The 26,169-nt window shown below is 47.0% G+C and carries 23 protein-coding genes and 1 pseudogene; 18 read left to right on the top strand and 6 right to left on the bottom strand.

From position 1 onward, the window contains the following. The first annotated feature begins 6 nt into the window (after positions 1 to 6). Positions 7 to 1,566: an amidohydrolase gene (locus AC3B4V_RS06915; protein WP_488378024.1), complete on the top strand. Its 1,560-nt coding sequence runs from the start codon at positions 7 to 9 to the stop codon at positions 1,564 to 1,566. Here AC3B4V_RS06915 and AC3B4V_RS06910 read toward each other — a convergent pair. Further along, positions 1,558 to 2,325, bottom strand: a complete 768-nt coding sequence (locus AC3B4V_RS06910) for a MerR family transcriptional regulator (RefSeq protein WP_488378023.1) — start codon at positions 2,323 to 2,325, stop codon at positions 1,558 to 1,560. The two genes, AC3B4V_RS06915 and AC3B4V_RS06910, sit on opposite strands and share 9 nt — an antisense overlap. An 89-nt stretch (positions 2,326 to 2,414) precedes the next feature. Next, a complete protein-coding gene (locus AC3B4V_RS06905; protein WP_023469054.1) occupies positions 2,415 to 3,230 on the bottom strand; it encodes an NAD kinase in 816 nt (271 codons plus the stop codon). Positions 3,231 to 3,402: 172 nt separating this feature from the next. On the opposite strand from AC3B4V_RS06905, the gene tpx reads away from it, so the two are divergent. From tpx to AC3B4V_RS06885, 4 genes are all read left to right on the top strand, one after another. Then, positions 3,403 to 3,894 (top strand): thiol peroxidase, encoded by a 492-nt coding sequence (gene tpx / locus AC3B4V_RS06900; RefSeq protein WP_035396538.1) that lies wholly within the window; start codon positions 3,403 to 3,405, stop codon positions 3,892 to 3,894. Between the two features lie 100 nt (positions 3,895 to 3,994). Continuing rightward, positions 3,995 to 4,903 (top strand): class I SAM-dependent methyltransferase, encoded by a 909-nt coding sequence (locus AC3B4V_RS06895; RefSeq protein ID WP_023469052.1) that lies wholly within the window; start codon positions 3,995 to 3,997, stop codon positions 4,901 to 4,903. Between the two features lie 120 nt (positions 4,904 to 5,023). Then, complete coding sequence (locus AC3B4V_RS06890; RefSeq protein WP_047393528.1) at positions 5,024 to 6,235, top strand: acetate kinase; 1,212 nt, start codon at positions 5,024 to 5,026, stop codon at positions 6,233 to 6,235. 306 nt (positions 6,236 to 6,541) lie between these two features. Next, positions 6,542 to 7,147 carry a 3D domain-containing protein gene (locus tag AC3B4V_RS06885; protein ID WP_050678579.1) on the top strand — a complete coding sequence of 202 codons (606 nt, stop codon included), beginning with the start codon at positions 6,542 to 6,544 and terminating at the stop codon, positions 7,145 to 7,147. A gap of 109 nt (positions 7,148 to 7,256) precedes the next feature. Here AC3B4V_RS06885 and AC3B4V_RS06880 read toward each other — a convergent pair whose 3' ends face one another. Further along, positions 7,257 to 7,694: a universal stress protein gene (locus AC3B4V_RS06880; protein ID WP_029342342.1), complete on the bottom strand. Its 438-nt coding sequence runs from the start codon at positions 7,692 to 7,694 to the stop codon at positions 7,257 to 7,259. Positions 7,695 to 7,848: 154 nt separating this feature from the next. Here AC3B4V_RS06880 and AC3B4V_RS06875 point away from each other — a divergent pair, with 154 nt between their 5' ends. Further along, positions 7,849 to 8,574, top strand: a complete 726-nt coding sequence (locus tag AC3B4V_RS06875) for an SDR family oxidoreductase (RefSeq protein ID WP_195864613.1) — start codon at positions 7,849 to 7,851, stop codon at positions 8,572 to 8,574. Positions 8,575 to 8,827: 253 nt separating this feature from the next. Here the strand turns inward: AC3B4V_RS06875 and AC3B4V_RS06870 are convergent, their stop codons facing one another. After that, positions 8,828 to 9,931, bottom strand: coding sequence for a M24 family metallopeptidase (locus AC3B4V_RS06870; RefSeq protein ID WP_149427715.1), 1,104 nt, complete (start codon positions 9,929 to 9,931; stop codon positions 8,828 to 8,830). A 155-nt stretch (positions 9,932 to 10,086) separates the two neighbouring features. Here AC3B4V_RS06870 and AC3B4V_RS06865 point away from each other — a divergent pair, with 155 nt between their 5' ends. Next, positions 10,087 to 11,397, top strand: coding sequence for a DRTGG domain-containing protein (locus AC3B4V_RS06865; protein ID WP_023469046.1), 1,311 nt, complete (start codon positions 10,087 to 10,089; stop codon positions 11,395 to 11,397). Positions 11,398 to 11,448: 51 nt separating this feature from the next. On the opposite strand, the gene AC3B4V_RS06860 is transcribed toward AC3B4V_RS06865, so the two are convergent. Then, positions 11,449 to 11,757, bottom strand: a complete 309-nt coding sequence (locus AC3B4V_RS06860) for a YtpI family protein (RefSeq protein ID WP_023469045.1) — start codon at positions 11,755 to 11,757, stop codon at positions 11,449 to 11,451. 63 nt (positions 11,758 to 11,820) lie between these two features. Here AC3B4V_RS06860 and AC3B4V_RS06855 point away from each other — a divergent pair, with 63 nt between their 5' ends. Then, a complete protein-coding gene (locus AC3B4V_RS06855) occupies positions 11,821 to 12,756 on the top strand; it encodes a DHH family phosphoesterase (RefSeq protein ID WP_488378022.1) in 936 nt (311 codons plus the stop codon). Positions 12,757 to 12,821: 65 nt separating this feature from the next. Here the strand turns inward: AC3B4V_RS06855 and AC3B4V_RS06850 are convergent, their stop codons facing one another. Continuing rightward, positions 12,822 to 13,016, bottom strand: coding sequence for a YtzJ family protein (locus AC3B4V_RS06850; protein ID WP_023469043.1), 195 nt, complete (start codon positions 13,014 to 13,016; stop codon positions 12,822 to 12,824). A gap of 146 nt (positions 13,017 to 13,162) precedes the next feature. On the opposite strand from AC3B4V_RS06850, the gene dnaE reads away from it, so the two are divergent. From dnaE to mdh, 10 genes and pseudogenes are all read left to right on the top strand, one after another. After that, positions 13,163 to 16,324, top strand: a complete 3,162-nt coding sequence (dnaE, locus tag AC3B4V_RS06845; RefSeq protein WP_488378021.1) for a DNA polymerase III subunit alpha — start codon at positions 13,163 to 13,165, stop codon at positions 16,322 to 16,324. A gap of 102 nt (positions 16,325 to 16,426) precedes the next feature. After that, entirely contained in the window at positions 16,427 to 16,945 is a 519-nt protein-coding gene (locus AC3B4V_RS06840) for a FadR/GntR family transcriptional regulator (RefSeq protein WP_488378020.1), read from the top strand. Positions 16,946 to 16,974: 29 nt separating this feature from the next. After that, complete coding sequence (accD, locus tag AC3B4V_RS06835) at positions 16,975 to 17,826, top strand: acetyl-CoA carboxylase, carboxyltransferase subunit beta (protein ID WP_488378224.1); 852 nt, start codon at positions 16,975 to 16,977, stop codon at positions 17,824 to 17,826. Next, a complete protein-coding gene (gene accA / locus AC3B4V_RS06830; protein WP_023469039.1) occupies positions 17,813 to 18,748 on the top strand; it encodes an acetyl-CoA carboxylase carboxyl transferase subunit alpha in 936 nt (311 codons plus the stop codon). The genes accD and accA overlap by 14 nt, the downstream gene beginning before the upstream one ends. A 147-nt stretch (positions 18,749 to 18,895) precedes the next feature. Further along, positions 18,896 to 19,864 (top strand): 6-phosphofructokinase, encoded by a 969-nt coding sequence (gene pfkA / locus AC3B4V_RS06825; protein ID WP_488378019.1) that lies wholly within the window; start codon positions 18,896 to 18,898, stop codon positions 19,862 to 19,864. A 65-nt stretch (positions 19,865 to 19,929) separates the two neighbouring features. Continuing rightward, a pseudogene (gene pyk / locus AC3B4V_RS06820) lies at positions 19,930 to 21,677 on the top strand (pyruvate kinase). Between the two features lie 60 nt (positions 21,678 to 21,737). Beyond that, the gene (locus AC3B4V_RS06815) at positions 21,738 to 22,208 is read left to right on the top strand and encodes a DUF441 domain-containing protein (protein WP_406747434.1); all 471 of its coding nucleotides are present in this window, start codon (positions 21,738 to 21,740) and stop codon (positions 22,206 to 22,208) included. A gap of 218 nt (positions 22,209 to 22,426) precedes the next feature. Further along, positions 22,427 to 23,539 carry a citrate synthase gene (gene citZ / locus AC3B4V_RS06810; RefSeq protein WP_053454034.1) on the top strand — a complete coding sequence of 371 codons (1,113 nt, stop codon included), beginning with the start codon at positions 22,427 to 22,429 and terminating at the stop codon, positions 23,537 to 23,539. A gap of 71 nt (positions 23,540 to 23,610) precedes the next feature. Further along, positions 23,611 to 24,885 carry an NADP-dependent isocitrate dehydrogenase gene (gene icd / locus AC3B4V_RS06805; protein WP_058703891.1) on the top strand — a complete coding sequence of 425 codons (1,275 nt, stop codon included), beginning with the start codon at positions 23,611 to 23,613 and terminating at the stop codon, positions 24,883 to 24,885. Positions 24,886 to 24,907: 22 nt separating this feature from the next. After that, positions 24,908 to 25,846: a malate dehydrogenase gene (gene mdh / locus AC3B4V_RS06800; RefSeq protein ID WP_488378018.1), complete on the top strand. Its 939-nt coding sequence runs from the start codon at positions 24,908 to 24,910 to the stop codon at positions 25,844 to 25,846. The last annotated feature ends 323 nt before the right edge of the window (positions 25,847 to 26,169 follow it).

Raw genomic sequence — 26,169 nt, 5'->3', positions numbered from 1 at the left:
AGTGGAATGGGAACACTATACGTAAACGGATTGATTCGAACGATGGCACATGAAGAGGATGTCCATTCAGCGATGTTCGTCGAAAAGACGCGGATCATTGCAATGGGAGAAGAAGGAAAACTACGCCGCCGTTTCGGTAGACGAATTGATCAGATTCACGATTTGAACGGAAAAGCTGTATATCCAGCCTTTACGGATGCGCATATTCATCTGATCGGTTACGGGGAAGCGATCAATCGTGTTGATGCCTCGCGTTATACGACGCTTGAAGCGTTAGGACAAGCTTTTCTCAAGGCGGAACCAGTCAATGGGATCCATGTGGCAGAAGGCTATGACGAAACGAAGCTTGATCGTACACCAACGAAAGCATGGCTCAATCAGTTGTTCCCTGACGCACCTGCCTTGTTGAAACGGACAGACCGGCATACAGCACTCGTTAACGATGTCTTATTCCAACAGCTCGGATATAAAGCGTCAACCGTCATCGAAGGTGGAAAGGTCGGTTTATCGGATAATGGTGAAGCTGACGGATTCTTGTACGATGCGGCGCTTGAACCTTTATATGCGTTACAAGCTGGAAACTTGGAGCGGAATAAAGCGTCCCTTCGGTCAGCGATTAAGAACTTATACCAATATGGCATTATTGCGGCACACACAGAAGACTTGTCGTATCACGGGGATGTCGCGGACATCTTGCAAGCCTATAAGGAAGTGACGCAAGAGACAGGCTTCCATACGCATTTGCTCGTGCATCATCTTGTCATCGATGAGTTCGTGCAACAACAACCTACTTTACCGTCAACGATGTCAATCGGTGCGATGAAACTGTTCGTCGATGGCGCGCTCGGAGGACGAACAGCTCTTCTCGGTCGTGGTTATTCCGATGATCCGACGACACGCGGCATCGAAGTGCATACGCCAGAACAACTCGAACAACTCGTCAAACGCGCACGTAGTTACGGATTCACAGTCGCGGCACATGTCATCGGTGATTTAGCGATCGAGCGGTTCGTACAGGTGCTCGAGAAGTATCCGGCACCAAAAGGGAAACGAGATCGCATCATTCATGCGACGGTCGTCCGACCAGAAACGCTTGCGCGAATTCGGAAGTTACCGGTCTTGATTGACGTTCAACCAGTCTTTTTACTAGATGACGCCGACTTCATCGTCGATCGACTCGGCTTGAACCGCTTAGACTGGAGTTATCGTTTACGTTCGTTAGCTGAGACCGGCGCACTATTGTGCGGCGGAGCAGATGCACCGATCTCTGACCCCGATGTCCGGCGGTCGCTTTATGCAGCGACGGAAGGAATGGCAGGGCGTGTCAATAAGACGAACGAGACGTTATCGATGTTTGAAGCCTTGTTGCTCTTTACGAAAAATCCACATCTCGCGACGGAAACACACGGTCGAAAAGGATTGCTCTTACCAGGCTATGATGCCGACTTCGTCATCTTTGAAGAAGACTTCTATCGCTTGCGTGGGGAAGCCATCTTGAATAACCGTTTGGTCGAGACAGTCCAAGCTGGAAAAACCGTTTATCAGGAGGAAGCCGCGTTAGTGTGATGTTTGCGCATAGTGTGAAATAGCTTCCGAATAGAACGTCGAAAGTCCGGGTGCATACGCATCGTAATAGGCACGAAATCGTTCGTCAGACACATACATCTGACCGAGTGAGGCAAAGAGAGATAATGCGCACGGGTAATAGTACGTATCGATGAAATCATGTTGTTCTTTGACGACTTGTTGAACGTCCGGATCCGTCGTCGCGTGCCCTTCGCGGTAAAGGGTCGTCAAGCGCTGATCGAGTTGCTTATGCATGCTGCTCAGTTGTTCTTTCTCTTTCGGCGTTCGTTGTTGTTGTCTTTTTGCACTGATTCGATAAGCGTCTGTGTCGCCATAGTGTTTTTGAACTTCATCTGCATGTTGCTTTTCATGCGTAACGATCTCTTCGTGGCGCAAACCGCGGAATAATTGTTCGTCTTTCATCGGGAGTCCTCCTTTTAAGGTGAGTAATGTCTGTTCAGCGAGTCGAGCAAGCATTTGATAATGCGAAGCTTTTTCTTGAAGGAGTGCAATCTGCTTTTTCAGTGTCGTATGATGATTGGAATCAGATTGCGTGAGTAATCTTTGGATTTCTGACAGTGGGAAATCAAGAGAGCGGTAGAGCAGGATTTGTTGTAAACGTAAAAGATCCTCTCTGCTGTAACTTCGGTGACCAGCATTGGTACGCTTTGGCACGAGGAGACCGATCGTCTCATAATGATAGAGTGTTCGTTTTGTGACGCCGGTCAGTTTGGAGATTTCCTGAGTGGAATACATCATTTGTGTACCTCCTTTGATTGGAGTATAAAGGGTGACGTAACGGAAGACGCAATAAAAAAATCTGCCCCGAGGAGGCAGATTTTTTATTGTCATAAGAACGAGCGTTGAATCTTATGCCAAAATGTATTGTTCGTCAATTTGACGGTTTTCAGTTCTTTTTCAGAAAGCTGGATATCGACTGAATCTGTTCGTGTGAGACTGAGTGCTTCGTTATCCATCCCGATGATCGGATAGTCGTTTCCGTCCTCGATGATGCGTAACGAAAGTTTCCGTCCACGGTTCAATAGGAAAGCAGAACCGAGTGTCCGGTACCGGTTGTTGTTGACGGAAGCAATTTCGCTGACTTGAAGACAATGGATCAACGGATCGACGATCGCACCAGAGAGTGACTTATTATAAGCTGTAGAACCCGTCGGTGTTGAGATGACCATTCCATCCCCACGGAATGTCTCAAACAGGAAGTCGTCGATATAGACTTCGATTGCAAGTGATTTGATGATGCTCGACTTCACGGAACATTCGTTCAGACAGAGCATCGGTGGTCCACCGTTGATGGATGCTTCGAGCAGTGGATAACGACGTACTTCGATTTCACCATCCGAGACACGGTTGCCTGTCTCTTTAAAGATGGCTTCGACCGCAGAAAGATCATTGATATCAAAATCACAGTAGAACGAGTTGGGTCCTTCAGCGAATCCAACATAGATCGCATCATCACGGAAACCTGTGAAGCGTGCCGCTTGCAAGAAAGCCCCATCTCCACCAATCGAGACGATGATGTTTGCTTGTCGGTGATCTTGGACGACGTTCAGTCCGTATCGTGTACCGACATCAATCAACTTTCGCACCTGCGTCTCGTGTCTTTGTGTATTTCGGTAGTACAGGTAGACATTATTTCGAGCCATGGTCAATTCCCCCTTGAAAGCGTTTCATGAACTCTTTCATTATACCTGTTTTTTGGAAAGACGGGTACTGAAGTCCATCAATTATGGCAGAACGCTTGCCATCTTCGCGGATCATTCCTATAGTTAAATAGAAAATACAGTATATCCAATCAGGGGAAAAGGGGAATTCATAATGGCAACATTTAAAGGAAATCCAATCACACTTCAAGGTACAGCGGTTCAAGTCGGACAAACAGCACCTGACTTTCAAGTGTTAGCTAACGACTTATCACCGGTAACACGTGATACATATCAAGGTGTCCGGATCATCAGCGTCGTTCCATCGATCGATACAGGCGTTTGTGATGCGCAGACACGCAAATTCAATGAAGAAGCAGCAACAATCGAAGGTGTGACGGTCATGACGGTTTCAAACGACCTTCCATTCGCACAACGTCGCTGGTGCGCATCAAGCGGTCTCGATCAAGTCGTGACGTTGTCTGATCACCGTGATCTTTCATTCGGTACACAGTATGGCGTAGCCATCGAAGAATTACGCCTGCTTGCCCGTTCTGTTTTCGTTCTTGATTCAAACAACGAGATTACGTACGTTGAATATCTTGAAGAATCAACAGACGAAGTCAATTTCGAAGCAGCACTCGCTGCAGCACGTGAAGCGAAGTAAGAATGGTTTACAAACGCCGCTGAAGCGTTACAATGGAACTAATGATAGAAACGGCTCCCGCTCTACGGGGGGCCGTTTCGTTTTGGAGAGGATGACGTACATGGAACCGTTAGAAAAGTTATATAAGGAATTAACACGTCAAACAAAACAAATCGAACGTGATCTTGATATGCCCTATTTAGAAGCGTTGACGACGGTGATTGATCGATTGAACGATCGTCATACTGAAAATGTAGACAAAGAAGTCATTCGTAAGGCAGTATCGCTTGCTATTCTAGAAGGGATGAAACAAGCGCAACCGAACCATTTGCCGACGCCAGATAGCGTCGCTTTGTTTGCTGGTTATCTAATCGGGAAATTGGTAGGTAAGGAGGACATCCGACTACTTGAGTTGGGGAGTGGGACAGGTGGCATGTTACATGCTGTCTTAAGTCAACTTTCGACAGGTACATCTGCTGAGGCGGTCGAGGTGGATGAGACATTGATTCGTTTATCGGCAGCGGTAACGGAATTACTCGACTATCCAGTCACGTATACCCATCAAGATGCGTTAAGACCATTATTGTTAGATCCAGTTGATCTTGCGATGGCTGATCTTCCTGTCGGTTATTATCCGGATGAAGAGGCTGCCGCTTCTTACATCTTGAAACGAGACGAAGGCATGAGCTACAGTCATTTCTTGTTGATTGAACAAGCGATGCAATACGTCAAACCAGGTGGATTCGGTGTCTTCGTCATCCCGAACGGTCTGTTCCAGCATGATACGGAAGGGAAGTTGAAACAGTACTTCGAATCCAAAGCGCATGTCATCGGTATTTTGCAGTTGCCGCTCACGATGTTCAAACAAGAACAGGCGGCAAAAAGTTATTTGATCGTCCGTAATCATTTAGCCGGTATGAAGATGCCAAAACAAGCATTGCTTGCTGAGTTGCCATCGTTCACAGATGCCCGCGCGTTTGGTGGTATGGTGAAACAGATTGATGAATGGATTAACACAGAATTAAAATGAATTACGCAAAGTGATTGAAATCTGTCGTTAATTTGACTATTCTAGTTGTAGAACAGAAATAGAAGAAAACCTAAACAGATGTGAATGTTCATTGGATTCAAATGGAAAAGGGGAAAAATCATGGCAAAAATTATGGCGGTAAACGCAGGTAGTTCGTCTTTGAAGTTCCAATTGCTCGAAATGCCGAACGAAACGATGATCGCAGTCGGACTCGTTGAACGCGTCGGTAAAGACGATGCAATCTTTACGATTAAATATGGTGAAGGACAAAAGTATACAGATGTCCTCCCACTTGCAACACATAAAGAAGCAGTCGAGTTGTCACTCGAAAAATTGATGGAGTTCGGAATCATCTCGTCTTACGATGAGATTAAAGGTGTTGGACACCGCGTTCTTCATGGTAAAGAAAAATATGCTGACTCTGTATTGATTACAGATGAAGTCATGCACGATATCGAGTCGTACACAGAACTCGGACCACTTCACATTCCACCAAACTTGATCGGAATCCGGGCATTCCAAGCATTGCTTCCGGAAGTACCACAAGTGGCAGTCTTCGATACGGCGTTCCACCAAACGATGCCAGAAGAAAACTTCCTTTACAGCTTGCCGTATGATTACTATACAGAATACGGTATCCGTAAATATGGTTTCCACGGTACGAGCCACAAATACGTTACGGAACGTGCATCTGAATTACTCGGTCGTCCGTTAAAAGACCTCCGTTTGATCTCATGTCACTTAGGTAGCGGAGCATCGATCGCAGCAGTTTCGGGTGGCGAATCAATCGATACGACAATGGGCTTCACACCGCTTGAAGGGATCACAATGGGAACACGTTCTGGTTCACTTGACCCAGCGTTGATTCCATTCTTGATGGAGAAAACAGGGAAAACAGCAGAAGACGTCTTGAACGTCATGAACAAAGAGTCTGGAATCTATGGCCTTTCAGGTCTTTCAAGTGACTTGCGTGATGTCCAGACAGCTGCTAAAGAAGGAAACCATCGTTCAGAGATGGCACTCCGTATCTTTGCGAACCGTATCCACGGTTACATCGGGCAATATGCTGCTGAGATGAATGGTGTCGATGCGATCATCTTCACAGCCGGCGTCGGAGAAAACTCAGATTCAATCCGTGAGCGTGTCTTACGTGGTCTTGAATTCATGGGCGTTTACTGGGATCCATCACTCAACACTGGAGCTCGTGGAGAAGAACTCTTCATTAACTACCCACACTCACCAGTTAAAGTCATCATCATTCCAACGAATGAGGAATTGATGATTGCACGCGACACGGTTCGTGTTGGTGGATTAGTTGCTCAAAACGCATAATCGTTTCAATCAAAAAGACTGAGTCGTCATTCCGACGATTCAGTCTTTTTTTATAAAATCTAAGAAATATAATATACGAACATACGATCTATTGTTACGGTGTTTGTCATATAACGAAAAATGAATCGTCATCCTTGTAAAAATAAACCCAAAAACGATCGATTTCTTAAAAAAATGAGTCGTTTGTAACATAAAAGTAATAGTACAGACATATTTTTGTGGTCTATATGTAACGGCACTCCCTCGCTTTGTCATGTATATTAATCTCAGTTAACAAACACGAAACAATGATGGAGGAGAAAATACATGATGAAACGGATGCTCGCAAGTGTTTTAACGGTCGTGTTAGCACTCAGTTCGTTCGCAGGTCTTCAAGCAGAGGCTGCAACTAAGAAAAGCGTCAAGTCAACAGTCGATAGCCTAGTCATTCGTCAGAAAGCTACTACCTCTTCGAAAAAGCTCGGTCTTCTATATAAGAACCAAACGTTATCGTACAAAGCAAAAACAGGTAACTGGTATAAAGTAAGTTACAAAGGTAAAACAGCTTACCTTAGCGCAAGCTACTCGAAAGTCGTGACGTCAAGCAGTTCGAAAAAACAATCGACAGGTGGTTGGAAAACAATCACGAACGTAAGCGCAACGGCCTACACACCGTATGATCCAGGTAGTGGTAATCTGACAGCAATCGGCTGGAACATCAAAAGCTCGAAAAAGAAAGTCGTAGCGGTTGATCCACGTGTCATTCCACTTCGTTCGACAGTGAAAGTGTATTACAAGGGGAAATTAAAAGGGACGTATACAGCTGCTGATACTGGCGGTGCCATCAAAGGGAAGAAGATGGATATCCTTTACTACTCTCGTTCAGAAGCATTCAACTGGGGTCGTCGTACGGTCACAGTAAAATACAAATGATTTTAAACCATCGGACATTGGTTCGATGGTTTTTTTGATTAAGTAGGTCGTCAAAAAAGCCTCGCTTCCTTTGAAATGAAGGAAGAAAGGCTTTTTGTAGAAGAGTGATTCATAAACGGACGATCAAGACGTCGCATTTTGCGTAACGCGTAATACTTTCAGAGACACTACCGATGAAGAAACGCTCAACAGCGTTTAAACCAGTTGCGCCACAGATGATTAAATCGGCATCGTGATTAGGGGCAAGCTTTTTGGCGATCGTTACTTTCGGTGAGCCGTATTCAATCGCTACTTCGACTTCCTGTACACCGCGATCTTGAGCGGTCTTGACGTATTCGTCTAGCAATTCCTTCGCGTAAGATTCGGCACGTTCCGTGATGGTGCGGTCATAGGCTTCTACTGTAGCGAATGTCCGTGTATCAATGACGTGTGCGATGATCAATTTTGCATCATTTCGCAATGAAACATCGATTGCCGTCTCGAAGGCACGTTCTGCCTCTTTTGAGCCATCTACTGCTACGAGTACATTATGATAGACGATTGCCATAATGAATCCATCCCTTCGTAATCGATATGATGAGTACACCCTAATTATACCATTCTCTTACTGGGAGCGGATGAAACATTCAGTGAGTTCTAAAAATTGTCCTTCCTTTCCGTTCCGTCGTAAGATGGAGACAGTGAAAGGGGGCGATGCCAAGATGAGGCACGCGTTAATTACAGCAGGTACAAAAGGACTGGGAGAACGAGTGACGCGCCAGTTACTGGAAGAAGGTTGGAAAGTGACAGCGTTTCATCGTTCCGAACCCGAATTTACACATCCGAATCTCATAACGATTCAAGCAGATGTGACGAATCAAGAAGAATTGGAACGCGCAACCCAACAAGCAATCAATGAGCAAGGTCGGATTGATGCGTTGATACTTAATGCAGGACCTTATATATTTGAACGAAAAGCGTTAGTGGATTACACCGATCAGGAATGGAATGAAGTGATCACCGGAAATCTGACAGCTAGTTTTTGGCTGTTGCGTCAAGTATTGCCTGTCATGCGTAAGCAAGCCTACGGTCGAATCATTACGTACGGTTTCCCGGAGAGTGCAACAGCGCCAGGATGGGTATGCCGGGCGGCGTTCGCTGCTGCTAAAAGCGGGATGGTGAGTTTGACGAAGAGTGTAGCGCTTGAAGAAGCGGAACACGGCATCACGGTCAACATGGTCAACCCGGGAAACATCGTCGGTGACAATAAGACGAAGCAAATTTCTGAAGCGGAGCAAGATGAGGCGACGCCGGTCGGAAGAACGGGTGTCGGAGAAGATATCGCTCGCGCGATTTCCTTCTTGTTGGCAGAAGAATCAAGTATGATCACGGGAGCAATCCTCGATGTGACAGGTGGCGTCAATGTCGTCCATCAATCCCGTAAGTAAGAGAAAATGAGGTTGACTCAAAAAAAGGATGACGCGTCTTTCACGCCCTTTCCTCAGGCGAGACACAAGCCGGTTTTCCTGCTTCATTTAAGCAGGAAAGCGGGTCTTGTTCGTCTCTGACAGCGCATAAATGCGCTTTTCCTGTAGGAGTGGCGTGTGGCGCGTCATCCACGAGATAAGGGTGGCAGATTATCATTCTGCCACCCTTATCTTTGTAGAGACTGACTGTTGAGTCAGCTCCATTTTTCTTGAGTTAAGATGACGGAATGGATTGAAGGTGTTTTGGTGTGCGAGTTAACGCAACTGGACCTTCCGCAGTGAGATGGATATCATCCTCGATACGGACGCCACCGACACCTGGAACATAAATGCCTGGTTCGAGTGTGTAGACGATACCAGCTTCAGCCGTCAGTAGGTTGTTTGACGCGAGAGACGGGAATTCATGAACCTCGATTCCGAGTCCGTGACCGACACGGTGTGTGAAGTACTGCCCGTAGCCAGCGTTTGTAATAACGTCACGGGCTGCTTTATCTAAAGAACCGAGTGTCGTGCCGATCTGACTCGCTTCTGTCGCGGCTTCAAGTGCTTGGCGAACTGTTTCATAAATCTTTTTCTGTTCTTCGTTCGCTTCGCCATAAATGAAGGTCCGTGTAATATCGGAACAGTAGCCTTTCCAAACGACGCCGAGATCGAATAAGACGAAATCGCCTTCTTGGATGACACGGTCGCCAGGTACACCGTGCGGATCAGCACTGTTTGCACCAAATAGGACAAGCGTATCAAATGACATCTCACGGACACCTTTTTTCTTCATTTCATATTCGATTTCTGCAATGACTTCGATTTCCGTGATTCCTGGGCGGATCGCTTGTTTACCGATTTCGATTGCTTCGTCCGCAAGTGCGGCTGCTTCTTGAAGAATAGCGATTTCTTCCGGTGTTTTCTTCAGACGAAGCGCTTGTAAAGACTCACCGATATCAAGAATGGCTGCGTTCTCGAGACGTGAGCTTAGTTCCTGATAGCGACTAAACGTCATGTGTTCCCCTTCGATACCGATTCGGTTATTCGAGTGCTCGAATGTCGCGAATAATTCTGCTAATCGATCAAACGGGTTTTCGTGATCCTCATACGTCACGACGTCTCCTTCCCAAGGGCTCGCTGCAACGATACTTGCTTCGAGTGCCGGACAGAATAATACATGTTTGCCGGTTACATCGACGAGGACCGCCATGACACGTTCGTGGGGTTCAGCGTAGACTCCTGAGAAATAAAAGACATTTGCCTTCGAAGTGACGACGGCTAAGTCGATTCCTTGTTCTTTCAGGAATTCACTGATTTGGTTCGTACGTTCGCTCATATATGATTCCACCTCTCTACTCATTTTCTACATAAGTATATCATCGTCCGGTTCGAAAAACATTTATCGTAAATCAGACTAGTACACGTTTTCATCTTTAGAGTAGTACAGTATAATGACAGGAGAGTAGAAAAAAGGAAAAGAAGGGATACAGTATGCCTACGAAACACGAACAGATCATTCGACATATCGAAGATCTTGATGTCGGAACAAAGATTTCCGTCCGACAAATCGCGAAGGATTTGACCGTATCCGAGGGGACGGCTTATCGCGCCATCAAGGAAGCAGAAAATTTAGGGTTCGTCTCGACGATTGAGCGAGTCGGAACGATTCGGATTAAAAAGAAACAAAAAGAAAATATCGAGAAGCTGACATTCGCGGAAGTCGTGAACATCGTTGACGGTCAGGTGCTCGGTGGTCGAAATGGATTACACAAGACGTTGACGAAATTCGTCATTGGCGCAATGAAGCTCGAAGCCATGATGCGCTATATCGATGTCGATAGTCTCGTCATCATCGGAAACCGCGAAAAAGCACATGAACTCGTGCTTGAAGCAGGAGCTGCTGTATTGATTACCGGTGGCTTTGATACGACAGAAGATGCGAAACGATTAGCGGATGAGATGGAGTTACCGATCATTTCGACGTCATATGATACGTTCACGGTGGCGACGATGATCAACCGTGCGATTTATGATCGATTGATCAAAAAGGAGATTTTACTCGTTTCGGATATTTTAATTCCGTTGCATGATACGTTCTATTTACAGACGACGGATCCGATTTCACGCTGGCATGAGTTGAATGAGCAGACGAAACACAACCGTTATCCCGTCATCGATGAACAAATGAAGGTCGTCGGTGTCGTGACAGCGAAGGACATCATTGACCGTCCACATGACTGGGCTGTTGAAAAAGTCATGACCCGTCACCCGATCACGGTCGGTATTCGAACGAGTGTCACGAATTCCGCGCATCAGATGGTCTGGGAAGGAATCGAGATGCTACCGGTCATCGACCAGTACGGTCGATTGCTCGGGATCATTAGTCGGCAAGACGTCCTCAAGGCACTGCAACTCGCGAATCGTCAGCCACAAGTCGGAGAGACGTTCGACGATCTAATTACAGGACAGATCAAGGCGGCAGAGGACGAACGGGGACCGTACTTATCGCTTGAGGTCTCGCCGCAAATGACGAACTTCATGGGGACTGCTTCGAGTGGGGTGTTGACGACGCTTCTAGTCGAAGGAGCGACGCGAATGTTGCGCCATATGAAAAAAGGTGACCTTGTCATCGAGAACGTCAGCATCTATTTCATTAAACCTGTTCAAATCGAGAGCACGGTAACGATCCGGGCGAATGTCTTTGACGTCGGTCGAAAATTCGGGAAAGTCGATGTCGAGATGTATCAAGGCACACAAATCGTTGCGAAGGCACTCGTGACATCCCAACTCATCGATCGTTAAATGAATCAAAAAGAACCGAAGTCAATGGACTTCGGTTCCTCTGAATCTAGCTCAGGATTGCTCCATCTCGCGGACGACATACGGATAAATCTTTTTGTAACGGATGAATCCGGCGATGAATGAAGCAACACCGACGATGATTAAAATGGAACAAACGATTTTCCCGACGAGTGTCGTTAATCCGTTTCCGGAAACGAACTGGTTGACGGCGAATAGGATGACGAACAAGCTCAACCAAATGCTCGCTTGCGTATTGAACAAGTATTTTCGGTTCGTGCTTTTCGTATGGAACGCGCGGCGTTTTGCTAACAAATACCCACCAAGCGAGAAAACGATGAGGGCGATGAGGATGAATTGCATGTTAAAAGGACCTCCTTTTTGTCTTCATCTCATATCATATCAAGATTAGAGGAGCTGTGCACAGTGAAAGAGCAAATCAAACAAATGATTGAAGCGGCAGATACGATCATCATTCATCGTCATGAACGTCCAGATCCCGATGCACTCGGTAGTCAATTCGGTTTGCAATTGACGTTACAACATCAATTCCCTAGCAAAACGGTATTAACGGCCGGAGAGATGGCGACATCATTGTCATTCATGGGAGAGCTCGATCAAGTAGACGATGAATTATACAAAGAGGCGTTAGTCGTGATTCTGGATACAGCGAATCAAGCGCGGATTGACAGGAAGGTTGCGATGACAGGAAAAGACGTCATTAAAATCGACCATCATCCGGATGAAGATCCATACGCACCAGTGCAACTCGTCGATACGACGATGAGTTCGACATCGGAATTGCTCGTTCATTTATTGAACGAATGGGGATACGAGATTCCAGCATCAGCTGCCATTCAATTCTACGCTGGGATCGTCGGTGACACGGGACGCTTCCAATTCCGTGGTACGACGAAACGAACATTTGAAGTCGCAGCACAATTGATTGATGCAGGAATCGATACGGACTGGTTGTATCGCAATATGTACGAAACAGAACTTGCGGCGCTTCACTTACAAGGATACGTCCTTCAACATATTCAATTGACGGATCAAGGTGTCGGTTATGTCGTATTGACACAAGATACGTTGAAGCAGTTTGGCGCGACGGTTGAGCAAGCATCGTTGCTCGTCAATAGTTTTGCTGGTTTAAAAGGAATGAAGTGTTGGGCGTTATTCCTTGAAACGGACAAGGAAGTCCGTGTCCGGATTCGTTCGAAGGGTCCCGTCATCAATGAAGTAGCAAAAGAATTCAATGGTGGTGGACATCCGATGGCGTCTGGTGCAACGATTGGACAGTTGAGTGAAGTCGAACGTGTCATCCGTCGTCTGGACGAGGTCGCTGCTAACTTCCAGTTTTAAACGGAAAAAGGCTGCTCGGTCTCACTCCTCTCGTAGAGGAAGCGAAGCGAACAGCCTTTTTACGCTTATTGCGTCTTTGTTTCGTCTTGCGGAATGAACCAAACGCCACGATCTGTGTGGTCTTCAATGACATTCAGTTGAAGTTCAGCGACAGATTTGCGAATCTTCTCAGCGATTTCTTCCGTTTCAGTAAAAGCGGTAACACCGAGCTTTAGTTGTTCGACTTTTTCACGTGCGATTTGACTGCGATTCAAAATCATGAGAAACGCTCCTTCCGTACCCGTCATGATATTTCTATACTTATTGTATCGAATAATAAATCAGATGGCGAGTACTTGAGTCAGTTAGATATGAATGTTCTGAAAACTTTTAAAAACATCCATCAGAAGAGAAAGGAGAATGGAAGATGCATATAAATGTTCGAACGCAGTTTAGTCCATTGCAGAGTTTAGTTCGAATCGAGCCCTATCTCGATGAACTAGTCCGTCGACACATCGGACGAGCGGTCATCTGTGAAACGACATTGACAGGAGTTCCCGCATTCATCGATGCATGTCAGCGTCGAGATATGCAACCGATCGTCGGATGGGAGCAGCGAATCGAAGAAGAAGAATTTTGTATCTTATGGTTTGCTTTTTCTTCTGATGGACTGCGTCAACTGTATCGACTAGCCAGTCAACAAGGGGAGACTGAAGTTTCATCACTGATCGCGGTGCTCGTTCCACTGCGTCAAGCATCTGAAGATGCGACGCGTCTACGTCGTTCCTTCGTTCAATGGATGGGACGCGTTCAAGGAGCGCGTACATATATGGGCGTGACCTCTAGCCGCTCAACGGTCGAACGAGAGAGTCGTGCGCGTTACCGCGAAGTAGCAGCAGCGCTTGGTGTTGAGACCATCCCAGTCGATCCTGTTCGTTACATTCGTCGAGATGAAGCGCCAGCGTATCAAGCAATACGTGCGATTAGTGAAGCGACGACGTTCCAAGACCAAAAGACAGATCGCCTGATGCATTTAAAGACCCGGGAAGAGTTACTCGAAGACTTTACCGAGCGAGAAATTACGATGGCGGAGCAGTTTGCTACGACATCTGAACGCTTGGAATTACCGTTTCAACAACGTCCACTGCCGCGTGTCGCGGAAGACTCGAATGCGTTATTACGGAAACGTGCTGAGGAAGGGTTACTGGCACATGGTCATGAAAGTAACGAAGCGCGGGAACGTCTCGCTTATGAACTATCAGTCATTGATAAGACAGGATTTGCTGATTATTTCTTAATCGTTGAAGAACTCGTACGTAGTGCAAAAGCGAAAGGCATTTTCGTTGGACCCGGTCGAGGTTCAGCAGCTGGATCACTTGTCAGCTATGCGCTTGGGATCACGACGGTAGATCCATTGAAATATGGATTACTATTCGAACGATTCTTGAACCCTGAGCGGATTTCCATGCCGGATATCGATATCGATATCGAAGATGAACGACGCGAAGAAGTATTAGAGGATCTCGTGATGCGTTACGGAAAAGATCACGTTGCTCAAATCGGTACATTGTCGACGCTCGGTGCCAAAGCCGCTTTGCGAGACGTCGGACGGACGCTAGAGTTTTCGAAGGATGAGTTAGATGCTGCGGTCAAACAGCTTGGAAAATCAACGACGTTACAAGGGATTGAACAAAACAAACAGACATATCGCTGGTTCTCTGGAAGCGAAAAGCGCCGGCAACTGTTGCAACTAGCGCAAGCAGTCGAGGGTCTCCCGCGACAACGTTCGGTTCACGCGGCCGGTGTCGTCATTGGATCTGAACAGCTCGTCGAGACGACACCCGTTGAAACGGGACCAAATGAACGCTATGTGACGCAGTTTTTGATGCAGGCATTGGAACGTCAAGGATTGTTGAAAATTGACTTGTTAGGATTACGAAATCTCAGTCGTTTGCGTCGGATGGAAGAATTGATTCGTCGAGAACAGCCATCCTTTACGCTCACGCAAATTCCAGAAGAAGACCGCGCGACATTCCAAGTCTTTGCCCGCGCCGAGACGGATGATATTTTCCAATTCGAGTCGACAGGTATGAAACAGACGTTGCGCGAAGTCAAACCGAATCGGTTCGAAGATTTGGTGGCAACGATGTCACTCTATCGTCCGGGACCAATGAAATTCATTGATCTGTACGCGAAACGAAAAGCTGGTCAACCTTATCAGATGTTGCATCCCGTATTAGAAGACGTACTTGCACCAACGTATGGCATCATCGTCTATCAGGAACAAGTCATGGAAATCACCCGTCGAGTAGCTGGATTTACACTCGCACAAGCAGATTTATTACGACGTGCGATTTCTAAAAAAAGTACGGATTCGCTCGAACAGGAACGGGTTCGTTTTCTTGAAGGAGCAAAGTCGAATGGATTCGATGATGCGATCGCACAATCACTCTATGAACAAATTGAGCGATTCGCTGGGTATGGATTCAATCGAAGCCATGCGGTCGCCTATTCAAAGATTAGTTATGCCCTCGGATATATCAAAGCGCATTTCCCGCACATTTTCTTACTCGTCTCGGTCGAACAACCGGAGCGTCTCGTCCGATTGATGCGCGAACGACGTCTCCCGGTCCACTCGCCGGATGTCTGGATTTCCGATTACCGTTCTTCACTAGAAGGCAAAGGGATTCGACTCGGTATCCATGTCATTAAAGGTATTTCCGAGCGTGAGTTCGAGCGTGTAAAGGAAGCATCGAAGCACACAGCGACGATTGCTGATCTGTTGACCCACGTCGGATGGGGCAAGAAGGAGCGCGCAAAAATTGAATTGTTACTCTACAGTGGTGCGCTAGACCGAGCGACGCACGGCGATCGCGGGCTCGCTGAACAAGAGGTGCTCGAGTATTTCACCGAGTCGTCGAATACATTACTTCCAGACGAGTTGGCAATTCTCGGGAAACGCCGGACACAGAAGTCATCGAAACGAAGTGATTCCGACTGGGCACGATTAGAACGGGAAGTGCTTGGATTCTGGTTGACGTATTCGCCGTTGACGACAGCAATGAAAGCTCCGGTTGAATCTGCTTATTTTCATGACCTTGGCGTCGGTTCGGAAACACATTATTTAGTCTGTTATATTGATCAGATTCGAGAGTTCAAGACGAAACGCGGTCAAACGATGGCGGTCATTCAGGCAGTCGACGGGTATTCGAATGAAGAGGTCGTCGTCTTCCCGAATCAATATGAACGATTCCGTCGATCACTTTATTTAGGGAACGTTTTATTGATTGAATTAAAGGTGCAGGATCGCGAAGGGGAGCGTCAGTTCATTTTGGAACGTCTTCGTCCGCTTGGACAAGATGTGCTATTCGTCAAGTTAACATCGAAAAATGAGCTGGCCGCACTTGAACAGTTGCTTGAAGTGGCACCAGGCGATATTCCAGTCGTCGTCCGCTACGCGGATTCACGTGAGACGAAATCGTTACCGCCGCTTTATGCTGTGCAGCATGATGAGGAATTACTAGCTCGGCTACGTATTCGGTTTGGTGAGGATCATGTCGTCCTGAAAAATGTCCCCCGCTCAAACTAGTACTAGGTAATAAGATTTGTTATAATAAGGGGTAATTGGTCTGACCAATGCCACCGATTGAAGCAACCGACTGAAGGGTCAGAAAGGTGGTGCCGTATCGATATGGAGAAGAAACGAAATGCGTTTGAAGCCAATATCGCGGCGATTAAATTGATGATCGAACAAGATGGATTAGTTCCAGGAGACCGTATTCCATCAGAACGGGAACTGGCAGAACGACTATCCATCAGTCGACCGTCCGTACGAGAAGCATTACGGACGCTCGCTTATTTAGGAATCGTCGAGACACGACATGGAGGCGGAAGCTTTCTATTGAACCGTGACGATCATACCTATATTCAAATCATCGCTCAATTCTTAGTGACTGGCGATTCGAAGTTCGAAGACTTGGCAGGAACGCTCCGCTTGCTTGAGCAAGCAGCGCTCGCGCAGCTGGATGACCTTTCGGTGCTTGCACCAGCCGTATCATCCGATGCAGCGTTTCGTGAGACGTTGATTCAGACGGTCGATAACGATTTGTTTGAACGAATCTGGCGACAAGTCAATGCCTTCCATAAAAGCTTCGGTCAAGGGGAACTCTATACGCAGGCGGAACGGGAACAACTCTTGACCCGCCCATAGGATGACAAGGGGGAACTGAACGTGCAAGCATTTTTCGAAAACCTAAAAAGTTCGTCACGCTGACTTCGAAGGAGCAGCGTGTCGATGTGCCAGTTGGCCTAATGACGAAATGTCCGAAATGTAAATTAATCCAATATACGAAACAACTGGAGGCGAACTTACGTGTCTGTTCATGTGGGTATCATCACCCGTTGACCGCGCAAGAACGTTTTACGCAATTATTCGATGAAGGTTCGGTGACGTATTTCGACTTACCGGCAGTTCAAGCGGATCCGCTTGGATTCCAGGATTACCCGGAAAAATTAAAGGGCGACCAAGTCAGAACGGGTCTTGAGGAAGCGATCGTCTGTGGCGTCGGGAATGTGAATGGTCACCCACTCGTCGCTTGTGTCATGGATGCACGATTCCGGATGGGCTCGATGGGTGCAGCGGTCGGTGCTGCGATTTCTGAAGCGGTTCGTTACGCAACGAAACATCGTCTACCTGTCACGATTTTTTCCGCTTCAGGTGGGGCACGGATGCAAGAGGGAATGGTTAGTCTCATGCAGATGGCGAAATCGAGTCTCTTCTTAAAACAGCATTCAGATGCTGGATTACTTTATATTTCTTGTATGACTCATCCGACGACCGGCGGGGTATCAGCAAGTTTTGCGATGCTCGGTGACTTTAATATCGCTGAACCGGGGGCGTTGATCGGGTTTGCAGGTCGACGGATTATCGAACAGACGATACGTGAAAAACTACCGGAAGATTTCCAAACAGCAGAATTCTTATTACAAGCAGGTCAACTGGACGATGTCGTATCACGACATGATCTGAAAACGTACTATACGCGAATCTTAAAGCTACATGCGGAGGGAACGAACCATGCAACCATTTGACCAACCAGTCATCGCGTTACGCGAAAAAATTCTTGAGCTCCATGATATGGCGGAAACACAAGGACTAGACTTCAAGGAAGAACTCCAACTTCTTGAAGAACGCCTTCATCGGTTAGAACTCGATATTTACGGGAATATGAAAGCGTGGAATCGTGTTCAATTGGCACGTCATCCAGAACGTCCAACGACACTCGATTACATTGAATCCATTTGTGAAGATTTCATCGAACTGCATGGCGATCGTCATGGATATGATGATGCGGCAATCGTCGGTGGAATCGGAACACTGAATGGTCGTCCGGTGACGATCATCGGTCATCAACGTGGAAAAGATACAAAAGAAAACATTCGTCGTAATTTCGGGATGCCACATCCGGAAGGGTATCGAAAAGCACTACGTCTCATGCAACAAGCAGAGAAATTCAATCGACCGATCATTACGTTCATCGACACGAAAGGGGCTTACCCAGGACGTGCAGCAGAAGAACGCGGTCAGAGTGAGGCCATCGCGAAAAACTTATTTGAGATGGCTGGTATGACGGTTCCAATCATCTCGATCGTCATCGGTGAAGGTGGATCAGGTGGTGCTTTAGGAATCGGAGTATGTGATCAACTCTTGATGCTCGAGAATTCAACGTATTCGGTCATCTCTCCTGAAGGTGCTGCAGCATTGTTATGGAAAGATGCAAGTCTTGCGGAGAAAGCGGCGGAATCGATGAAGATCACAGCACCTGATTTATTAAGACTCGGGATCGCGGATGCCATCATTCCAGAAGTCGTCGGAGGGGCGCATCTCGATGTGTCATTACAGGCGGATAAATTAAAAACTGTATTGGTACAGAAACTTGAATCATTGGTTCATCTGACCAAGGAAGAGCTCATCGATCAGCGGACCGAAAAATATCACCAAATTGGCACATAAGCACCATGTAATCGCTATCATGATTGATATTCCTCATTTCCGGAATCGATGATGAAAAAGCTAGTGAAAGTTTATGCAATCTGCCCTGTTGTAAAACAAGAAAACAACGTGCTATTTTAGATTCAGATTAATGGAGAGGTGATTAACGTGAGTTTAAAACGGATTGCTGTCTTAACGAGTGGCGGCGATGCACCAGGTATGAATGCCGCGGTGCGTGCTGTCACGCGTAAAGCGATTTTTCATGGCTTAGAAGTATTTGGTGTCTATAACGGCTATCAAGGATTAATCAACGGGGACATCGTCCAGTTGAACCTTGGATCAGTTGGTGACATCATTCAACGAGGCGGAACGTTCCTACGTTCAGCACGTTGCTCTGAGTTCCGTACAGAAGAAGGACGAGCAAAAGCAGTCGTCAATCTTAAGAAATTTGAAATTGATGCACTCGTCGTCGTAGGCGGAGACGGGTCGTATCGTGGTGCCCAAAAATTGACGGGACTTGGTTTCCCGACAATTGGACTTCCAGGTACGATCGATAACGATATTCCTGGAACGGACTATACGATCGGTTTTGATACAGCGCTCAACACGGCGCTTGAAGCGATCGATAAAATCCGTGATACGGCATCGTCGCATGAGCGGACGTATGTCATTGAAGTCATGGGACGCGATGCGGGTGATATCGCATTATATGCAGGACTTGCCGGTGGAGCAGAATCGATTCTTGTTCCTGAGCGTCCTGAAGATTTAAAAGAAGTCCTCGATCGCATTCAAAGTGGTGTCAATCGCGGTAAGAAACACTCAATCGTCATCGTCGCTGAAGGTGCAGGTCGTGCTCAGGACGTGGGAGACGCGATCGCAAAAGAAACAGGTCTCGATACACGCGTCACGGTACTTGGTCACGTTCAACGTGGTGGAGCACCAACGGCAGCGGACCGTGTACTTGCAAGTCGGATGGGGGCCCATGCCATCGAAATCCTACTTCAAGGAAAACAAGGACGTGTCGTAGGTGTACGTGGTGGTAAGATGATCGATCTCGACATCGATGAGGCACTCGACGAAAATAAACATGAGCTGGATCTTGATATTCTCGAGCTTTCAAAACAGCTTTCGATTTAACAAACGTCGATAGGATTGGAATGGGCAAGAGAACTTGGCCAAACACCGTAGGAGGTTTATGGAATATGCGTAGAACTAAAATTGTATGTACGATTGGACCGGCGTCAGAAAAACGTCTTCCAGAAATGATTGAAGCAGGTATGAACGTCGCTCGTTTGAACTTCTCACACGGCGATTATGAAGAACACGGTGCACGTATCACGGATATCGTCGTGCAGCGAAAGAAGCAAACAAAATCGTTACGATTCTTCTTGATACGAAAGGACCAGAAATCCGGACACATTCGTTTGAAGAAGGAAAAGCGCTTCTCGCACGTGGTCAAGAAGTCATCATCGTCAGCGGAGACGCAAACGAAATCGTCGGAACGAAAGATAAATTCTCTGTCACATATGAAGGACTCTATGATGATGTCGAAGTTGGCTCGATGATCATGCTTGATGACGGTCTCATCGGTCTTCGTGTCACTGAAAAACTTCCGAACCGTGAGCTTCGTTGTTCAATCGAAAACGAAGGCGTCATCAAGACGAAAAAAGGCGTTAACTTGCCAAACGTGAAGGTTAACCTTCCTGCTTTGACAGAAAAAGATATTGCGGATATCGAGTTCGGTATCAAGAGCGATATCGATTTGATCGCGGCATCTTTCGTACGCCGTGCGTCAGACGTCGTTGCGATTCGTCAATTGCTTGAGAAAAACAACGCGAGCCACATCAAAATCTTCCCGAAAATCGAGAACCAAGAAGGTGTCGATAACATCGAAGAAATCCTTGCGATTTCGGACGGTTTGATGGTAGCGCGTGGTGACCTCGGTATCGAGATTCCAACGGAAGAAGTCACACCAACTCAAAAAGACTTGATCAAGCTTTGTAACGACTTCGGTAAACCAGTCATTACAGCAACACAAATGCTTGACTCGATGCAACGTTTCCCACGTCCAACACGTGCTGAAGCATCAGACGTCGCGAACGCGATTCTTGATGGTACGGATGCAATCATGCTTTCAGGTGAGACAGCAGCAGGGGACTACCCAATCGAATCTGTCCAAATGATGCACTCGATCGCAAAACGTACAGAAAAAATGCTCGATTACAAGCTCTTGTTGAAAGATCGTCAGACACGTAGTGAGCACACAGTGACGGATGCAATCGCTCAAGCGGTTACGCACACTGCGATCAACTTGGACGCAAAAGCAATCTTGACACCGACACAATCGGGTTACACGGCTGCACGTATCTCGAAATACCGTCCGGAGCCAAACATCGTCGCTGTTACACCAAGCGCACGTGTCGCACGTCAGTTGAACATCGTATGGGGCGTGTACCCGATCGTCGTTGATCATCTTTCAGACAACACGGATGACATGTTGACACTTGCTGCGGACACAGCAAAAGACGCTGGTTTCGTCACAGATGGTGATCTCGTCGTCATCTCAGCAGGTATCCCTGCTTTGACTGCTGGTACAACGAACATGTTGAAAATCCACATCGTCGGTAAAGAGATTGCAAACGGTCGTGGAATCGGTGAGCGTGGAGTCGTTGGCGAAGTCGTCATCGCAAACAACGCAGAAGAAGCAAACGCGAAAGCGAAGCCAGGCATGATCCTCGTTACGAACTCAACTGATCGTGACATGATGCCTGCAATCGAGATGGCTGCAGCGATGATCACAGTTGATGGCGGATTGACAAGCCATGCTGGAATCGTTGGACCATCACTCGGTAAACCAGTCATCGTTGGTGTCGAAGATGCATTGACAGTCTTCAAAGACGGTCAAATGATCTCAATCGATCCATTGACAGGTAAACTATATAACGCATAATCCATTCATGACGGACGTGACTTAGGTCATGTCCGTCTTTTTTTTGTATGAGGAGGACGTATGGAAGCTTATCTTTTTTTGATTGCCCTCGTCTTCATCGGGGTCATCGCACAAAATAAATCATTAATCATCGCTGCAGCCTTCCTGCTGATCATCAAGGCAATCGGGCTGGATGGTAGACTGTTTCCTTCCTTGCAGGCAAAAGGGATCACGTGGGGCGTCACATTGATCACGGCAGCGATCCTCGTACCGATTGCAGCAGGGGATATCGGATTTAAGGAGTTGCTCCAAAGTATTCGGGGACATATCGGCATCATCTCATTTTTATCAGGAATTTTTGTTGCAATCGTCGCGGCACACGGTGTTGGACTAATGAAAGAAGATCCACTCGTGACGACAGCCTTGCTAGCTGGAACGATTCTTGCAGTCGGACTTTTCCGTGGGGTACCGGTCGGACCATTGATTGGTGCTGGAATCGCGGCGCTCGTCATCGGAATGTGGGATGTCATCACAAAAGCGTTCACAGGATGAGCCGAATCAGCAAAGTAACTGAATTAATTTTTTGATAATAGTATGCAAGTTCATTCACTTTTTGGGTATTTTTGTTTATACTAAGAACAGAAACAAGATGGTCTATTCAAGAGTACAGCGCTACAAGCATGGGGAACGACTCTTGAGTGGACGTCTTTTTTTCAATACGGAAATGAAAGCGTTTTAAATTTCTGGGGAAAAAAAGGGGGATTATTGTCATGACGCAAACTAAAGGTTTAGAAGGAATCGTCGCGACTTCATCGAAAATCAGTTCGATCATCGATGGTCAATTGACGTATGGCGGTTATACGATTGATGATTTGGCGGAGCACGCCTCATTTGAGGAAGTCGTCTTCTTGTTGTGGAACGACCGTCTACCAAAAGAAGAGGAATTGAAGCAACTATCGGAAGCACTTATTTCCGAAGCAACGGTTGCGACTGCCGTTCTTGAAACGATGAAGGCAGCACCGAAGTCGGCGAATGCGATGGCGACGATTCGAACAGCGCTCTCTCAACTCGCGCTTTACGATGAGACATCGGAAGATATGTCGACTGAGGCGAATTACGCTAAAGCCATCAAATTACAGGCACAAATCGCAACACTCGTCACAGCTTACGCTCGTATCAAAAAAGGACAAGAGCCGATCGCACCTAAAACAGGTCTTTCATACGCAGGAAATTTCTTGTTCATGTTGACGGGTGAAGAGCCAACGGAAGTTGCAGAAAAAGCCTTTAACCAAGCGCTCGTTCTTCACGCTGACCACGAGTTGAACGCTTCGACGTTCACAGCACGCGTGTGTGTCGCGACACTCTCTGACGTCTACTCAGGTGTGACGGCAGCGATGGGCGCATTAAAAGGACCACTTCACGGTGGCGCGAACGAAGCCGTCATGAAGATGTTGTTAGAAATTGATTCGGTTGAAAAGGTTGACGAGTATGTTCATAATAAACTTGAGAACAAGCAAAAAATCATGGGCTTCGGTCACCGTGTCTACAAGGACGGCGACCCACGTGCGAAGCACCTTCAAGAAATGAGTCGTCAGCTGACTGCTCAAATCGGGGAGCCGAAATGGTATGAGATGTCAGTTAAGATTGACGAAATCGTCCAATCGGAAAAAGGATTGAAACCAAATGTTGATTTCTATTCCGCTTCTACGTACCATGCACTTGGACTTGATACAGAACTATTCACTCCAATCTTTGCAGTAAGTCGGATGTCAGGTTGGTTGGCGCACATTTTAGAGCAGTATAGCGATAACCGTCTGATTCGCCCGCGTGCAGACTACACGGGTGAAACGCACCGGACATACGTGTCCATCGAAGAACGTTAAAAGGACGGGGAGGAGCAATCCTCTCCTGATTTTTGATGTAGATTACAATTACTTAAGGGGGATTTTTAGACATGGCTACACTTCAAGGCGAAAACATCACAGTAACTAACGGTACACTTCAAGTTCCAAACGCTCCAATCATTCCGTTCATCATTGGTGACGGAACAGGACCTGACATCTGGAACGCAGCTGTACGTGTGTTTGATGCAGCAGTTGAAAAAGCATACAACGGTGAGAAGAAAATCGAATGGAAAGAAGTCTACGCTGGTGAAAAAGCATTCAACAAAACAGGCAACTGGTTACCAGAAGAGACACTCGATCTCATCCGTGAGCACATCATCGCAATCAAAGGACCACTGACGACACCAGTCGGCGGCGGAATCCGTTCGTTGAACGTTGCTCTACGTCAAGAGCTTGATTTGTACACATGTCTTCGTCCAGTTCGTTACTTCACAGGTGTTCCTTCACCGGTTAAACGCCCAGAAGATACAGACATGGTCATCTTCCGTGAAAATACTGAAGACATCTACGCAGGAATCGAATACGCAGAAGGTAGCGAAGGCGCTGCAAAACTGCTTGAGTTCCTTCAAAACGAAATGGGTGTCAATAAAATCCGCTTCCCTGAGACATCTGGTCTTGGAATCAAACCGATTTCAAAAGAGGGAACAGAACGTCTCGTTCGTGCAGCGATCGAATACGCACTTGAGCACAAGCGCGCTTCGTTGACGCTCGTTCACAAAGGAAACATCATGAAGTTCACTGAGGGAGCTTTCAAAAACTGGGGTTATGAGCTTGCTGAGCGTGAATACGCAGAGCACGTCTTCACTTGGAACCAGTACGATCGCATCAAGGAAGAAGAAGGAACAGATGCTGCCAACAAAGCACAAGCAGACGCTGAAGCTGCTGGTAAGTTGATCGTGAAAGACTCAATCGCTGATATCTTCTTACAACAAATCTTGACTCGTCCAAAAGAGTTCGATGTCGTTGCGACAATGAACTTGAACGGTGACTACATCTCAGATGCACTTGCTGCACAAGTCGGTGGTATCGGAATCGCACCTGGAGCAAACATCAACTACATGACAGGTCACGCAATCTTTGAAGCAACTCACGGTACAGCACCGAAATACGCTGGACTTGATAAAGTAAACCCATCATCTGTCATCTTGTCAGGCGAAATGATGTTCCGTCACCTCGGCTGGAACGAAGCGGCAGATCTCATCATCAAATCGATGGAAACATCGATTGAATCGAAAGTCGTCACATACGACTTCGCGCGTCTCATGGATGGTGCGACTGAAGTGAAGTGTTCTGAATTCGCGGACGAACTCATCAAAAACATGTAATCCGATCAGGAGGAATGAGTCGATGAACAGACGGAAGAAGATCGCAGTCATAGGAAGTGGCTTTACGGGAGCGACGACGGCACTCTATCTTGCCCAGCAAGAGCTAGGAGATGTCGTCCTCGTCGACCGACCAGAGCAAGAGAATCCGACGAAAGGAAAGGCGCTCGATATGCAAGAAGCAGCGCCGATCCTCGGGTTTGATGCTTCGGTAAAAGGGACATCGGATTATGCAGACATTAAAGGTGCAGATATCGTCGTCATCACTGCCGGTATCGCTCGGAAGCCAGGCATGAGCCGCGAAGATCTCGTAAGTACGAATGCTGCAGTCATGACAGCTGTGACGAAGGAAGTCGTCGCGCATGCGCCGGAATCAATCATCATTGTTTTGACGAACCCCGTTGATGCGATGACGTATACGGTCTATCAAGCATCTGGTTTTCCAAAAGAGCGTGTCATCGGTCAATCCGGTGTCCTCGACACGGCACGCTTCCGGACATTCTTAGCAGAGGAACTGAACGTTTCTGTAAAGGATGTATCGGGATTCGTACTCGGAGGACACGGGGATGACATGGTGCCGCTACTGCGCTATTCTCAGGCGGGAGGAATCCCAATCGAGAAACTCGTATCGAAAGAACGACTGGATGCGATTGTAAATCGAACCCGTAAAGGGGGCGGTGAAATCGTTCAGTTACTCGGAAACGGCTCTGCTTATTATGCGCCAGCAGCGGCAATCGCTGAGATGGTCGAGGCAATCTTGAAGGACCAGCGACGTATTCTACCTGCCATTGCTTATCTCGAAGGCGAATATGGATATGACGATATGTATTTCGGTGTACCGGTCATTCTTGGCGGAAACGGTGTCGAGCATGTTTATGAACTCGAACTGACGACTGAAGAGCAAGAGGCTTTGAGTCGCTCTGCCTCTACAGTCCGCTCTGTACTCGACTTATTAAAATCTTGATTCTAAAAAAAGACGAACTTGTCACTTTCGACAAGTTCGTCTTTTTTGTCTCGTCATAACCGATGGGGAGAAGCATAGTGCGATAACTTGGCATACCAAGGGCAGACCAGTATAAGAAGAAATGTCAGCCAAGGAATCAAGTATCCGATTCGAAGGAAGTAACCTTGGTGTTCCATATGTAGGTGTTGTGAGTTTTGACAATGTGGACAGGGCAGTCCGTGAGCAGACCAGATTAAACGATAGATTGTTCGAGCAGACCAGGATTGACGACAAACGGTGCATCGTGCCACGTGAGTGCCTCCTTTCATTCATAGGTTTATTGT

This window comes from Exiguobacterium sp. E17S, assembly GCF_057772545.1.
Note: the sequence above shows the minus strand (reverse complement) of the source record. Positions and strands in the feature narration are given on the sequence as shown.

Bases quoted from the DNA above. Each gene is read 5' to 3' on its own strand.
- AC3B4V_RS06915 (WP_488378024.1), top strand. From the start codon at position 7: ATGGGAACACTATACGTAAACGGATTGATTCGAACGATGGCACATGAA.
- AC3B4V_RS06910 (WP_488378023.1), bottom strand. From the start codon at position 2,325: ATGATGTATTCCACTCAGGAAATCTCCAAACTGACCGGCGTCACAAAA.
- AC3B4V_RS06905 (WP_023469054.1), bottom strand. From the start codon at position 3,230: ATGGCTCGAAATAATGTCTACCTGTACTACCGAAATACACAAAGACAC.
- tpx (WP_035396538.1), top strand. From the start codon at position 3,403: ATGGCAACATTTAAAGGAAATCCAATCACACTTCAAGGTACAGCGGTT.
- AC3B4V_RS06895 (WP_023469052.1), top strand. From the start codon at position 3,995: ATGGAACCGTTAGAAAAGTTATATAAGGAATTAACACGTCAAACAAAA.
- AC3B4V_RS06890 (WP_047393528.1), top strand. From the start codon at position 5,024: ATGGCAAAAATTATGGCGGTAAACGCAGGTAGTTCGTCTTTGAAGTTC.
- AC3B4V_RS06885 (WP_050678579.1), top strand. From the start codon at position 6,542: ATGATGAAACGGATGCTCGCAAGTGTTTTAACGGTCGTGTTAGCACTC.
- AC3B4V_RS06880 (WP_029342342.1), bottom strand. From the start codon at position 7,694: ATGGCAATCGTCTATCATAATGTACTCGTAGCAGTAGATGGCTCAAAA.
- AC3B4V_RS06875 (WP_195864613.1), top strand. From the start codon at position 7,849: ATGAGGCACGCGTTAATTACAGCAGGTACAAAAGGACTGGGAGAACGA.
- AC3B4V_RS06870 (WP_149427715.1), bottom strand. From the start codon at position 9,931: ATGAGCGAACGTACGAACCAAATCAGTGAATTCCTGAAAGAACAAGGA.
- AC3B4V_RS06865 (WP_023469046.1), top strand. From the start codon at position 10,087: ATGCCTACGAAACACGAACAGATCATTCGACATATCGAAGATCTTGAT.
- AC3B4V_RS06860 (WP_023469045.1), bottom strand. From the start codon at position 11,757: ATGCAATTCATCCTCATCGCCCTCATCGTTTTCTCGCTTGGTGGGTAT.
- AC3B4V_RS06850 (WP_023469043.1), bottom strand. From the start codon at position 13,016: ATGATTTTGAATCGCAGTCAAATCGCACGTGAAAAAGTCGAACAACTA.
- dnaE (WP_488378021.1), top strand. From the start codon at position 13,163: ATGCATATAAATGTTCGAACGCAGTTTAGTCCATTGCAGAGTTTAGTT.
- AC3B4V_RS06840 (WP_488378020.1), top strand. From the start codon at position 16,427: ATGGAGAAGAAACGAAATGCGTTTGAAGCCAATATCGCGGCGATTAAA.
- accA (WP_023469039.1), top strand. From the start codon at position 17,813: ATGCAACCATTTGACCAACCAGTCATCGCGTTACGCGAAAAAATTCTT.
- AC3B4V_RS06815 (WP_406747434.1), top strand. From the start codon at position 21,738: ATGGAAGCTTATCTTTTTTTGATTGCCCTCGTCTTCATCGGGGTCATC.
- citZ (WP_053454034.1), top strand. From the start codon at position 22,427: ATGACGCAAACTAAAGGTTTAGAAGGAATCGTCGCGACTTCATCGAAA.
- icd (WP_058703891.1), top strand. From the start codon at position 23,611: ATGGCTACACTTCAAGGCGAAAACATCACAGTAACTAACGGTACACTT.
- mdh (WP_488378018.1), top strand. From the start codon at position 24,908: ATGAACAGACGGAAGAAGATCGCAGTCATAGGAAGTGGCTTTACGGGA.